Genomic DNA, 13,312 nt, shown 5'->3' with positions numbered 1-13,312 from the left:
TTAAAGGGAATGATTAGTAATCAATCTTTTTTCTAATCGATTCTTTTTTCTCGGTTCGGATTAGCTCGCCTGATTCATCATAATACTCCCAAGTGCCAGTAGGAATTCCCCGCTGGTAAAAGCGAACTTCCTCAAGTGAGCCATCTTCCCGAAATACTTGGACTTTACCGGATTCAAGTCCTTGAAGGAAAGTGATTTCCATTTTCAATTGTCCATTTGGGTGATACTGTAGTTCTCGGCTTGCTAGATCAGATCTGGGAGAAAATTCCCGGACTAAAGCTTTTTTTCCATCTGGATGAAAGGTTTCGAGAGGGCTAGTTGGAATTCCATTTTTGAAAGTAATTTTTTGACGCAGTTTTCCATTTTCATAAAATTCCTTCGACTCGCCAGAAATTACCCCGTTTTTATAAGATGTCTTCTTTTGGATACTTCCATCCGGAAAATATTCAAGGTATTCACCATCTAAGAATCCCTTCTTGTAATTGGCTACGACATATTTACTACCGTCCTCATAGAAAGTAAACTCTTCACTTTCTAGCTCCCCATCTCGGTAAGTTGCTCTTCGCTTGATTTTACCATTTGGGTAATACTCTTCATATGGCCCCTGAAGCCTTCCTGCTTCAAAATGGATAATTTGCTGCACAGCGCCATCCGGGAAAAAGCGTTCACTTTTTCCATTGGGGACATTATTGGAAAACTCAGTCCTGTCCTGAAGCTGACCATTTTCAAAGTAAGTCGTAACTGGCCCTTCGATTTGATCATTTTCATAGCGGAGCTCTTGTCTGATTGTACCATCCAAAAAGAATGTCTGACTTACTCCATGCTTCAGATTTTTTTCAAAAGGGATGGTTCGCAGGGTGTCACCTGTATCCGGATTCAATTCTACGAAAAGCCCTTCACGCTGATCAGCTTTGAGATTTCCGAGTAGAATCAATTTACCCTCTTCATTAAACCGTTTCAAGGTTCCTTCTGCCTTGCCATTGACGGTAGGGTAGATTTCTTTGAGCATAGTCTGCTGCTCGTCATAAAATACCCGAACCATTTCCTGCCCATAGACGGGACTGAGGCTGATCAGAAGTAGAATGAAGGGTGCAAAACGTTTCATAAAAAAATCCGCGACAGAATATGCCGCGGATAGTTTGTGGGTTTGATTATAATTTTTCAATTACCATAGCAGAGGCACCGCCACCTCCGTTACAAATTCCGGCTACACCAATGGAGCCGGATTGCTGATGAAGGACTGAATTCAAGGTGGAAATGATTCTAGCACCTGATGCTCCCAGTGGATGTCCGAGAGAAACAGCTCCGCCATAGACATTTAGCTTGGCTGGGTCCAATTTCAATTCTTTTTGATTTGCTAAAGCTACCGCTGAGAAGGCTTCATTGATCTCATAGAAATCTACCTCATCGGCACTGATACCTGCATGCTGAATAGCTTTTGGAATGGCTAATGCCGGAGCAGTAGTAAACCAAAGCGGATCTGTAGCAGCATCTGCAAAGCCTCGGATTTTTGCCAAAGGCTTAAGACCCAATTCATCTGCTTTTTCCTTGCTAACCAAGACCAAAGCAGAAGCTCCATCATTCATGGTAGATGCGTTGGCTGCTGTGACTGTGCCTTCTTTATCGAATACTGGACGGAGACTTGGGATTTTTTCAAACATGACGTTTTTGTACTCCTCATCTTCATCGATCAGAATGGTCTCGCCTTTTCTGCCCTTCATTTCTACAGGAATTACCTCATCCTTGAAGTATCCTTTCGCCCAAGCATCAGCTGCACGCTGGTAGGATTGAATGGCATAAGCATCTTGTTCTTCTCGCGAGATATTCATTTCCTTAGCGGTGTTGTCTGCGCAGTTGCCCATCGGGAACTTATAATACACCTCAAAAAGTCCATCCTTTACAAGACCATCTACAAACTCCGCATTACCGTATTTGTATCCAAAACGAGCTTTAGGTACGTAGAATGGGACATTTGACATGCTTTCCATGCCTCCAGCCACAACTACATCGTTGATTCCAAGCATGATGCTTTGAGCTCCAAACATGACCGATTTCATACCTGATGCACATACCTTGTTTACCGTGGTACAAGGAACCTGATATCCGATCCCCGCTCCAATCGCGGCCTGTCTTGCGGGTGCTTGACCTAAGTTGGCCGAAATGACATTTCCCATAAAAACTTCCTGAACAGCCTCGGCTTTTACGCCCGACTTTTCCAAAGCTCCTTTGATGGCGGTAGTACCTAGCTCTACTGCTGTTAGTCCTGAAAGTTTTCCGCCGAAACTACCAAGTGGTGTCCGGACGGCTGATACGATGTATACTTCTTTGAACATGTTTATTTGGGTTTTTCTGATAAAATATTTCGCTTTTGGGTTTACCAGTCAGGAATTCCCCGCTTGGGTCGCTGAGTGGCCTTTTTTCTATTCTGTTGAATGTAGCGGAGCTCTGCGGCATTCATACTTTCAAGAATCTGTGCAGCTTGCTCAGGGGTCAAATTCATCGCTTTTAGCTTTTCCTTGAATTCCTCTAAAGCTTTTTGTCGCTCAGCAAGGTTGGCATCCATCTGATCGTTAGCGTTTTCACTGGCCGGATCCTGGCTTTTTTCCTGAGGATCTCCGGATTCAGATTCTTTTGCCTGATCCTGCTCTGTTTTTTCCCCTTGATCCTGATTTTGCTGCTGTTCGCCCTGCTCTCCCTGACTTTGTTGGTTCTCTTGGTTTTGCTGTTCTTGGTTTTGCTGATTCTGCTGCTCTTGATTTTGATTTTGCTCGTCTTCTTGCTCTTGTTCAAGCTTATCTTTCAATGCTTGCAGTTTGCTATCTCCCGGAAATTTACTCAATCCATCATTCACGGTTTGGAGTGCTTGTTCCTTTTCAGTCTTTACGTAGGAGCGAGCTGCTTTATTAAAAAAGTCACCGGCTGTCTGGGCATAGGACGTCAGTGAAAAGGTGAAAATGATTGCTGAAAGTAGTATTATTTTAGTTTTCATTGATCTCAGTGACTTCTTGAAGAGTGGTGATGAATTGCTGGTAGGCTGCCACGGTTTGATCCTGAGCCAGCGCTTCATTCATAAGGTTTAACGCATCTCGGAACCGGAATTGTTCAACCAAGCGATCAGCTTCTGCTTTTTTTCGCTTGGCAAAGTCTGATGGCTCGGGAGGATTCTCCTCTTGATTTTTTCGTTCTTCGTCTCGCTTTATCCATCTGGCAAGCAATTCATAATTATATCTTGCGACTTCGTTCAATGGATCCTTGATCAAGGCTGTTTTGAATTTACTAAGCGCAGCTTCGTATTCCTTTTTGTTTCCAAGTAAAACACCTCCCTGATTGTATGCGAAGGAAGATAGAATCATATCCGCGCTCGTACTTGCTTTGTCATAGTAACCTGCTGCCTCATCAAGCTTCTCCGAATACTGAGCACTAAGACCCAGGTTAAAATCCAACTCACTGTAGCTTACGCCGAAGCGTTCTTGCAGGGCAAGATGATCCTGGTAGGATTGTTCGTATTCTCCATTGGCAAAACTCTCCCCAGCCACATCAATCGCAGCATTCAATTCCGAATCACGCATCCATGAGGAAGGAATGAGTAAAAGAAGGCCGATGATTAATTTTCCACCGTTCATATCAAAGTTTAATGGTTTTGATGGGAAGAATCATATCCAAAACGGAAAGGATCAATCCTGCAAGTAGAAAATAGAAATATTTGTTGGAAGAGGCTTCTACCTGTCGGGTACCGATGGTGCCGCCTTCCAATCGCTCTAGATTACCGATCAAATCACTGACTTCCTGAGAAACATCCGATATTTCAAAATACCTTCCACCTGTTTCGATGGCAATTTTTTGAAGTGCATCCCGGTCCAGTCTTGTTTCCGCAGGTCTCCCTGTATTGGGATCAATCACCACGCCATTTCCGCGAGGAATAGAGCTTCCGGCATCTGTACCGATTCCCAAAGAAAAAACCTTGATACCAGCTTCTGCAAGAGAAGCGGCTACATCCTCATATTCTCCTCCGAAGTCCTCTCCGTCTGAAATCAGAACCACTGATTTGGATTTGACTTCTGGAGAAACATCGCTTACAAATCGATCTAAGGCCATTCGAAGTGGACCACTTAGGTCAGTGCCAGCATTAGGAACCAAGCCGGTATTGAGTCCATCCAGATAAAGCTGAATGACATTTTGGTCAAAGGTCAATGGACATTGCATGTAAGCTTCTGAGGAAAAAATAATAAGGCCAATTCGATCAGAAGGAAAATTTTTGATCAACTCCTTCAATTCAAATTTAATCCTTTGTAGACGGCTAGGGCCAATATCTGTCGCATTCATAGACTGAGATAGGTCAATGGCCAGGAAAATGTCCTTGCCCTCCTCTTTGACTTCCTTGGTCGATGTGCCAATAGAAGGTCCTGCAAATGAGATAAGAAAAAGAATAAAGTAGCTTGTTCGTAGAATGAGTTTAGTAAGCAATCGTCGTTTTTCGACTTTAAGTCGGCGATTGATCAACCAGAATCTGGAGATGTAAAATAAGTACCCCAAAGCAAAAGCTCCGGCTAGAATGATTAAAAGTTTGAAATCAGGATATGCCCAAATCATGGCCTGAAATTATAAAATAATTAGCAAGGAAATAACCTTTGGGATGAATGGTAAGTTTAGATTTGTGACTCCATTTGAAAATTAACAAACATTAAGCCGCTTAGGCCGTGTACTTGAAAGCTGAATTATATCCTACCTGATGTCCAAAGCCATTTTTTTCAAAATTCTAATTCTATTAATAAGCTTACTTCCTCTTCGCTCTATCGCTCAAGAGCAGCTGATAAAGGGTGTTGTGATTGACGTGGATAATTCATTTCCTCTTCCGGGCGCTAATATCTACTGGGAAGGAAATAAAACAGCCGGGGTGGTTTCTAACCTTGAGGGTGAATTTGAGATCAGCGTGGTTGATCTTCCTGCTAACCTGACTATCTCATTTGTTGGTTATCAGACATCTGTTCGTTCCATTACAGAAAAAGATCTCAACAAAACCGTCAAAATATTCCTTCGGCCTGATGAGTTATCTCTCGATGAGGTGTTGATTCAGGAATTGAGACCCGATCAGAATATCAAAAGTCTGGAAACTGGTAAAAACAGCGTTCCGATTCAGACGATCAAAAATATTCCCGCCTTATTCGGTGAAGTTGACTTGCTTCGGAGTTTACAGCTTTTGCCTGGTGTACAGACAGCAGGAGAGGGGACCACGGGTCTTTTTGTACGAGGAGGTTCAGCTGATCAAAACCTAGTCCAAATAGATGGAGCCCCAGTTTACAACCCTTCCCACTTTTTTGGATTCTTTTCGGTCTTTAATCCAGATGCGCTTAGTGGAGTAGAACTATATAAAGGAAATATGCCTGCTTCTTTTGGAGGTAGGCTTTCCTCGCTAATAGATGTATCCCTCAAAGAAGGAAATAACCAACAAATCCACGGAGAAGGCGGGATAGGAACTATTTCATCCCGATTAACGATAGATGGGCCGCTTTTTTCCGAAAACTCTACCTTCATAGTTTCTGGACGTAGAACCTATGCCGATGTGTTTTTGGGCTTTGCAAGAGATGAAGAAATTCGAAATAACAAGCTGAATTTTCACGACCTCAGTGGTAAAGCTGTATTTCGAATCGGTGACCGTGACCGCTTAAGAGTAAGTACCTATCAAGGAAGGGATTTTTTGGGGCTTGACGATCAGTTTGGCTTGGGCTGGACCAATTGGGTGAGTGCTGCCACCTGGTCTAGAAATATCAGTGACGATACCTTTTTCGACTTGAATGCCTACCATTCGCGCTATCGGTATTCGATCGACTTCGACGATCCGGAAAATGGCTTTGAGTGGGGCAACAACCTTTCTGAATCAGGTGTAAAAGGAACTTGGCAAGTCAATCGGAAAGGAATCAATACCTATTGGGGCTTTCACTCTCAATATTATCGATTTGCCCCCATTGAGCTTACTCCCGCTCCTGGAAGTAATATTCAGGGAATATCCACTAATTCAAAAAATGGGCTGCTCAACAATATTTTTGCAGGTACTTCTCTGGATATCACGAGCAAGCTTAGTGTGGAAGCGGGACTTCGATGGGGTTTATATAATCAGCTCGGAAATGGGGTCAAGTATGAGTATGAGGGAGGTATTCCTGGTCCTGAGGCAGAAGTGATAGATTCGGTTCGCTATGATCGCTTCCAAAATATCCAATTCTATCAAGGTTTGGAGCCACGTTTAGCTTTCCGATATCTTATCAATGATAAGTTTTCGGTCAAGTCTGCTTACAATCGAAATTTCCAATACGTGCAGATCGCTTCCAACAGCTCAGCAGGTCTTCCGATTGACCGCTGGATTTTGGCGGATAGTTATGTCGATCCGATCAGAAGCGATCAATTTTCTTTGGGTTTCTTCAGAAATTTTGAAGAAAACAAATGGGAGCTGTCTGTGGAAGGATATTACAAAACACTGGAGGGAATCATTGATTTGAGAAATGGGGCTCAGGTTCTATTCACAGATAATGTAGAAACTGAAATCCTTTCCGGAAGAGGATGGAGCTATGGCGTGGAGTTTTTACTTCGAAAAAATATAGGAAAAACTACCGGGTGGTTAGCTTATACATGGTCTCGAGCTTGGAGAGAAATTGAAGGTATCAGTCAAGGGCAAGCTTACAATCCGCGGTTCGATCGGCCACATGATGTCACTTTGGTACTGAACCATGAGTTTTCTCAGAAGTGGTCTGCCGGATTGACCTTTATTTATACTACTGGTCAGGCGGTCACTTTCCCAGTAGGCACTTATCTCGCCGATAATCAGCAATTGCCTTTGTTCTCACCATTTAGAAATGAAGACAGATTTCCTGACTATCACCGGATGGATGCTTCTGTCACTTGGAAAAACTCCAATAAGGGCAAGCGATGGAGGGGAAGCTGGAATTTCAGCATTTACAATCTTTACGGTCGCAAAAACCCATTTGCTTACGAGTTTAGAGAGATATACAACGACGATATTACCGTCAGTCCTTCCGATGGTCCTGTAGAATCTTCCCGACGGGGTATTGTGATGACTTACTTATTCACTTTTCTTCCATCTATCACCTATAACTTCCAGTTTTGATGAAGCGGTTACTTAGCATATTCTTAGCAATTAGTTTTTTTTCCTGCCAAGAGGAAGTAGAACTGCCATTAGCTACTATTGACGGCTTGATTCCTGTTATAGAAGGTAGCTGGACGGATAATCCTAGTTTCAATCAGGTACGAATTTCATTAGCTCAGGATTACTTTGATAATTCTGATGAACTTTTGATTCAGGATGCGGAAGTATCTATTAGAAATCTCGAAACCAATGAAATTACAAGGTTTGAGTTTTTACCTCAGTTTGGATTTTACAAGCCTTTTGACCCTAGGTCAGTGGCTCGAATAGGAGAGAGCTATGAATTGCTCGTGAAATGGAATGAACAAGAGTATCGCTCCCAAGGGACGATGTTGGAGCCACCGGTATTGGATAGTTTGACTTTCGAATTTCGGGAGGAACGCGTATTCAGAGAGGAGGGGTATTATATCAAAGCTTTTGGAAAGATTCCATTTGATGAGGATAATTACTATCGGATTCGAGTGATTGAAAATGATACACTCAAAAACGATCGGGGGGATTATTTGCTTTTTGATGACACCTTCGGAGTAGAATTTTTTTCTCAGGGTTTAGAATTGAATTATGCTTTTGAAAAAGGAGATCAGGTTCGCTTGGAGCTTTTCCGTATGAACCGCGATGTATATGAATACTTTAACCAACTCGTGGGTCTACTATTTAATGATGGCGGACTTTTCAGTCCACCGCCTCAAAATCCTGACACCAATATCCAAATTACTCAAGGAAGCGGTGAGATACTAGGTTATTTCTTTGTGGGTCCTGTTTTGACCGAATCCATTGAAATAGTAGAAGAGGAATAGATTTTTTCCTCTAATTAGATCAAATTCAATAATTTACTTCCAATTTATTGAAGGATGTCCTCTCTTTTTTCAGGACTTTTTCAAGAAGATATTTGAATTAATCGCAATTCAGCTTTTGATTATTGAAGGCTTTTAATAAATTGATACTAGTTAACATGAATCGTAGAAATACGAAAAATAAGTTGTATGTTTAAATAATTAATCTTACTATTGAATTATGAAAGAGATTTCAGCAAATGAAGAACGCATGATGCGGGTACTTTGGAGAATTGGGCAGGGATTAGTTCGGGATATTTTGAATGAGCTTGATGAGCCCAAACCGCCCTACACGACGATTGCTTCCACGGTACGTCTTTTGGAAAGCAAGGGGTATTTGACGCACAAGGTTTATGGAAATACACACATGTATATTCCATTGATTTCTCAGGAGGAGTATTCCAAGGGTAAAATCAATCACATGGTTTCTAATTTCTTCCAAGGTTCTGTGAGCAACTTTCTATCCTTCATGGTGAATGAGAAAAAAATCTCCAAAAATGAGATTAAAGATCTCCAGAAGCTGATAGATGATGCAGAAAAAAACGCTAAAAAATGAATTGGCTAATTGATTTGTGGATCGAAGGAAGTCTGATTCTGGCCATTGGTTTGTTATTCTATAAGCTAGCGCTGGAGAAACTCACCTTCTTCGAATGGAATAGAGGATTTTTGATAGTTCTTCTAGTTCTATCCATAGGATTGCCTTTTCTATCTTTTGAGTTTTCCAACCCAGAAAATGCACTGGCAGAGTTTACCCTACCAGCTTTTGAGTTGGGTAAGGGGGTGGCCACAGAGGAAGTTTCCTTTGGCTGGATGGATTTGATGCTGACAGTATATGTGATCGGATTTTCTATTGCTTTGCTGAAGGTGATTTTGGGATTGGTAAAACCTTTTTTCCAACTTCAACTGGTTGAAAAGTTCAGTTACCAAGGCCTGAAAATAGCTGTCCACCCAAGCTTTGAACCGGCTTCCTATTTTGGATATATTCTTTTGCCCTATTTCGAGCCAGAGGAAGAAGATCAGCGTCAGATATTACTTCATGAGTCGGTCCATGTTTCAAAAGGTCATTCTTGGGATCTTCTTTTCACTCACTTATTTAAGGCTGTTTTCTGGTTTAATCCACTAGCTTACCTCTATGAGAAGTTATTGCGTGAGGTTCACGAGTTTCAAGCTGATCAGGGTGTGACGAAATCTTTTTCTCAATTTGACTATTCTCGGCTGCTTCTCAGGCTGATTGTAAAAGATCAAAGCTGGCAGCTTACCAATAGCTTTAATCAGTTTCAAACCAAAAAGAGAATTATTATGATGAATCGAGAAAAATCAAAAAGCACTGCAAAAAGCCGCTTTCTTATGGTGATACCGTTGGTTTCACTGATGGTAATAGTTTTTGCCTGCGATCAAAATCTTGCAGATGATGAATCAATCAAACCTGAAAATGTGGTCGAAATTCAAGATGCGGATGGCACTGTTCAATTAAAGGAAATGGTTAATGGAAAGCTTGTCGAGATCGAAGCAGATGAAATATTTGATGTGGTTGAGACTCCTCCTACACCTTCTGGTGGAATGGCGGCATGGAATAATTACCTAACTCAAAATCTAAAATATCCTGCCCAAGCAAAAGAAATGGGTATCGAGGGTACAGTGATTGCGGTTTTCGTGATCAATACAGATGGCTCCATCACAGATGTGGAACTGCTTCGAGGAATCGGTGCTGGCTGTGATGAGGAAGCGTTACGAGTGATTCAAAATGCACCTAATTGGGAGCCGGGCAAGCAGCGTGGACGAGAAGTTCGAACCCGCATGCGATTGCCAATTCGGTTTAAGCTAAGCTAAAAATTTCAAGTCAATCAATTACCACATTTATGAAAAGGGTTTTAAGAACTAGTTTTACCTTTCTACTTACTCTTGGGATGATGATCTTTGGAATTAATGCTCTTGCCCAAGAATCAACTGTTTCGGCTACAGAGGCTCATACGCTAGAGCAGATGCCTGAGCCTCCAGGCGGAATGAATGAGTGGATGTTTTCTCATTTGGCTAAAAATCTAAGGTACCCAGAGATGGCTAGAGATAAAGGAATCGAAGGTACTGTGATTGTAAAATTCATTGTTGAAAAAGATGGCACAATTTCGGAAACTCAGATCCTTCGTGGAATAGGAGGGGGCTGTGATGAGGAAGCGATTAGGGTTTTGCAGCTTTCACCGAAATGGAAAGCCGGGGTAAAAGATGGAGCTACGGTACGAACAGAAATGAGACTTCCGATTCGCTTTAAATTAGGATAATCCGGAATGACAAAAAGAAAGGCTTTCTAAATCTAGAAAGCCTTTTTTTTGTTTTGGAAATTAAAAATCGGTGGATTGCCCATCTAAGTTCAGTGGCTTGATCCAGATGTTTCTGTAAAATACATCGTGTCCTTCCGCTTGCAGTTTCAATCCGCCAGGACGGTCTGTTATTCCTTTTCCGCCATCACTTCCGCCATCGATGCCGGAATTTGGACCACCCCAAACCTGCTGAATACTCACATCTTCATGAATTTTTTTACCATTGAAGTAAATCGTCACCCGAGCTTTTTCTGTAAGTGTTCCATTCTCAAAGCGGGCTGCTTTGAAGACAATATCATAGGCATTCCATTTTCCAAGACCATTGTAAGCTTGTTCCTTTGGTAGATGTTCATTGATCACGGCAGCCAATCCATGCAAACCATAGTCTCCATCTAGGATTTGGATCTCATATCGGTTTTGAAGGTAAACCCCGCTATTTCCTCCCTCATTTTTGATCAAAAATTCCACATGGGCTCTAAAATCCCGATATTCTTTTTTTGTGACGATATCCGCTGCGCCATATTTTCCTCCTGCTGCTGCAGGATCATTGCTACTGATCGCCTTTCCTCCATCTACTGGGTCTTTCACTTCCATCCATTTGATGGGAGGCTCAGCCGAAAAACGAGGTCCCTGCCAGTATTGCCATTTTTCTAAAAGCATTTCTTTGCTTCCATCTAGCATCAATTCAGCTCCTTCGATCGGAGCTGTGCCAACTCCAACTTGGGCTTTTGCTACAGCAGTGCTCATAAAAATTAAGACTAAAGCAATAATCCATTGAAGAGAGAGATTTTTGGTTTTCATAGGTTTACTATTTTGGGTTGTGTTGAATGCATGTAATTTGGTTATTTTTATGAAAGCCGGAAAGTTTCTCATGGAATTTAGGGCTTTCATACTGTTTTTTATCAATCTAAATCAATAGCAAATGAAATGGGAAGGTCGTAGACGCAGTAGCAATGTAGAAGACCGAAGAGGGCATCGCGGTCCAAGCGGTGGAGGGGGAATAAACCCAATGCTGCTTGCTCCTTTGCTTCGCATGCTTTTCTCGAAAACAGGTCTCGTGATCGTCGCAGTCTTTATCGGAGGCTCAATCTTGCTTGGAGTGAATCCACTTTCTCTGATTGGTGGATTTTTGGGTGGAGGTCAGGGATTTACCACTGAGGTAAATTACCAATCGAGTCTGGAAGATGATCGCTTAGCTGAGTTTTGCTCCGTGATTTTAGCTGATACTGAGATTGTTTGGAATCAATTGATTGAAAATTACCGAGAGCCAACTCTGGTGCTTTTTACTGGTTCTGTTTCCTCGGCCTGTGGAAATGCAAGTGCTTCTACTGGACCTTTTTACTGTCCGGCTGATGAAAAACTATACATTGATTTAAGCTTTTTTCAAGAGATGGAGCAGCGACTCAATGCTCCGGGAGATTTTGCTCAAGCCTATGTCATTGCGCATGAGGTAGGCCATCATATCCAAAAAATCATGGGAATTACCGACGAAGTACAGCAGCTTCGTGGAAAGATTTCAGATCGGGAATACAATCAATATTCGGTGCGATTGGAACTTCAGGCTGACTTCCTAGCTGGAGTATGGGCTCATCATTCACAGCGAGTAAGTGGGATGATGGAGGCAGGAGACCTCGAAGAGGGCCTGAATGCTGCTAATGCCATTGGGGATGACCGTCTACAAAAACAAGCCACTGGACGGGTAGTGCCAGACTCTTTCACCCATGGTACATCAACTCAGCGAATGCGCTGGTTTAAAAAGGGATTTGACACGGGAGACCTTTCTCAAGGTGATACCTTCAGTTCTGAGACCCTTTAGATTTCCAATATATAATCTAAGATGCCGGCATTTTTTCCCTTCGGCCTAGTGACTAAGAGGGGTAGGGTATCATTGAACTGAATCAAACGCTCAGCCATACTTCCAATGAACAATGCTGTGGCGGCAGTCCGGCCTTTTGCACCGATTACAATGCCATCAGCACCTATTTCCAAAGCTTTGTCGATGATTTCCTGTACAGGATCATCATTGTCATCTTGAGTGTAAACAGGCGTGATTTTGATGTTTTTGGTGTCAATCTTGCGGATAAACTTCTTGTAATTTATCTCTGCATGCATCTGCATGATCTGGGTGAATTCCTCATAGGTCTTCCCGGTAAAATGATAGCCTGAAGGAACATTGAATACATTCTGACAAATAATCTCGGCATTGCCATGCTTTGCTGCGATCATGATTGCCTCTTCCATCGCATCTTTTGAATATTCAGAAAAGTCTGAAGGAACTAGGATTTTTTGGACCTTTGGAACGGTAGTTTCAGGAATAATCAATAGGGAACAACTTGCTCTTCTGGCGAGCCTCAAAGCAGCAACTCCTGTGCCTGGAAGGGTGGTTTTTCGACCAATGATGATCATATCCACTGACTTTTCCTCGGAAAGCTTCAGGATCTTTTTAGATAGGTTTCCTTCCTTTACCACATAGTTGAGCGAGATGTCTTTTTGATCTCCAAAAACCTCTGAAACAGTTTTTTGCATTGCATTCTGCCTTTCAGTGATCATATTCTCTATGAGGTTTGGAAATTCCTCCAGGACTTCCTTAGGAACCGAAAGGTTTTTGATCACATTGACAAAAAATATCTTCTTGGTTTGATTGACTCTGGCAATAAATTGTGCGAATTCGACCAAGGTTTTGTCTAAACTGGACTGATCCAGGCAAACAATCATTTTCTTAATCAAGTACATGGGCGTGCAAAATTTGACAATACAAAGTTAAAGGCTTCTTGATAGTTTTTTAATGGAATTGAAATAAAATTCTGAACCTAATAAATTTAATTGTTCTGTACAGATTGAATTTCAAGTATTAAGGAATTTTTCAAAATAAGCTCCTGAATTTTATTTTCCGGAATATGCTTTTCTTCATGCTTAAAGTTAAATAGAGAAAAGAGAATTACGAATTATCCGCTCCCTAATTTAACCCGTCGATGTAATATCCGTATATTTGTCAAAGCCCAGGCCGCTGA

General features: G+C 41.9%; 12 protein-coding genes and 2 pseudogenes. 7 read left to right on the top strand and 7 right to left on the bottom strand.

The window, feature by feature from the left end:
- Positions 1–13: 13 nt before the first annotated feature.
- From G457_RS0111150 to G457_RS0111130, 5 genes are read right to left on the bottom strand one after another with little or no spacing between them, the layout of a single operon-like run.
- The gene (locus G457_RS0111150) at positions 14–1,105 is read right to left on the bottom strand and encodes a toxin-antitoxin system YwqK family antitoxin (RefSeq protein WP_155847133.1); all 1,092 of its coding nucleotides are present in this window, start codon (positions 1,103–1,105) and stop codon (positions 14–16) included.
- Between the two features lie 46 nt (positions 1,106–1,151).
- Positions 1,152–2,333, bottom strand: a complete 1,182-nt coding sequence (locus G457_RS0111145) for an acetyl-CoA C-acyltransferase (protein WP_026946557.1) — start codon at positions 2,331–2,333, stop codon at positions 1,152–1,154.
- Positions 2,334–2,374: 41 nt separating this feature from the next.
- Positions 2,375–2,989, bottom strand: a complete 615-nt coding sequence (locus G457_RS0111140; protein ID WP_026946556.1) for a hypothetical protein — start codon at positions 2,987–2,989, stop codon at positions 2,375–2,377.
- Positions 2,979–3,623, bottom strand: coding sequence for a hypothetical protein (locus G457_RS0111135; protein ID WP_026946555.1), 645 nt, complete (start codon positions 3,621–3,623; stop codon positions 2,979–2,981). The genes G457_RS0111140 and G457_RS0111135 overlap by 11 nt, the downstream gene beginning before the upstream one ends.
- 1 nt (position 3,624) lies before the next feature.
- Entirely contained in the window at positions 3,625–4,590 is a 966-nt protein-coding gene (locus G457_RS0111130) for a vWA domain-containing protein (protein ID WP_026946554.1), read from the bottom strand.
- A gap of 139 nt (positions 4,591–4,729) precedes the next feature.
- Here G457_RS0111130 and G457_RS0111125 point away from each other — a divergent pair, with 139 nt between their 5' ends.
- From G457_RS0111125 to G457_RS0111105, 6 genes and pseudogenes are all read left to right on the top strand, one after another.
- On the top strand, positions 4,730–7,117 hold the full coding sequence (locus G457_RS0111125) for a TonB-dependent receptor (RefSeq protein WP_026946553.1): 2,388 nt from the start codon (positions 4,730–4,732) through the stop codon (positions 7,115–7,117).
- Positions 7,117–7,950 (top strand): DUF4249 family protein, encoded by an 834-nt coding sequence (locus tag G457_RS0111120; protein WP_026946552.1) that lies wholly within the window; start codon positions 7,117–7,119, stop codon positions 7,948–7,950. Before G457_RS0111125 ends, G457_RS0111120 begins: the two co-directional genes overlap by 1 nt.
- Positions 7,951–8,167: 217 nt before the next feature.
- Positions 8,168–8,542 carry a BlaI/MecI/CopY family transcriptional regulator gene (locus G457_RS0111115; protein WP_026946551.1) on the top strand — a complete coding sequence of 125 codons (375 nt, stop codon included), beginning with the start codon at positions 8,168–8,170 and terminating at the stop codon, positions 8,540–8,542.
- Positions 8,539–9,276, top strand: a pseudogene (locus G457_RS23135) (M56 family metallopeptidase); the annotation flags it as partial. The gene G457_RS0111115 and the pseudogene G457_RS23135, both read left to right, overlap by 4 nt.
- A 216-nt stretch (positions 9,277–9,492) precedes the next feature.
- A pseudogene (locus G457_RS23130) lies at positions 9,493–9,816 on the top strand (energy transducer TonB); the annotation flags it as partial.
- A gap of 29 nt (positions 9,817–9,845) precedes the next feature.
- The gene (locus tag G457_RS0111105) at positions 9,846–10,262 is read left to right on the top strand and encodes an energy transducer TonB (RefSeq protein WP_026946549.1); all 417 of its coding nucleotides are present in this window, start codon (positions 9,846–9,848) and stop codon (positions 10,260–10,262) included.
- Positions 10,263–10,322: 60 nt separating this feature from the next.
- Here G457_RS0111105 and G457_RS0111100 read toward each other — a convergent pair whose 3' ends face one another.
- A complete protein-coding gene (locus G457_RS0111100; protein ID WP_026946548.1) occupies positions 10,323–11,102 on the bottom strand; it encodes a 3-keto-disaccharide hydrolase in 780 nt (259 codons plus the stop codon).
- 121 nt (positions 11,103–11,223) lie between these two features.
- Between G457_RS0111100 and ypfJ the strand changes: the two genes are divergently transcribed.
- The gene (gene ypfJ, locus G457_RS0111095) at positions 11,224–12,117 is read left to right on the top strand and encodes a KPN_02809 family neutral zinc metallopeptidase (RefSeq protein WP_026946547.1); all 894 of its coding nucleotides are present in this window, start codon (positions 11,224–11,226) and stop codon (positions 12,115–12,117) included.
- Here ypfJ and G457_RS0111090 read toward each other — a convergent pair.
- Complete coding sequence (locus tag G457_RS0111090) at positions 12,114–13,034, bottom strand: universal stress protein (protein WP_026946546.1); 921 nt, start codon at positions 13,032–13,034, stop codon at positions 12,114–12,116. The genes ypfJ and G457_RS0111090 overlap by 4 nt on opposite strands.
- Positions 13,035–13,312: the final 278 nt, after the last annotated feature.

Source organism: Algoriphagus marincola DSM 16067, assembly GCF_000429405.1.
Taxonomy (GTDB): domain Bacteria; phylum Bacteroidota; class Bacteroidia; order Cytophagales; family Cyclobacteriaceae; genus Algoriphagus; species Algoriphagus marincola.
Note: the sequence above shows the minus strand (reverse complement) of the source record. Positions and strands in the feature narration are given on the sequence as shown.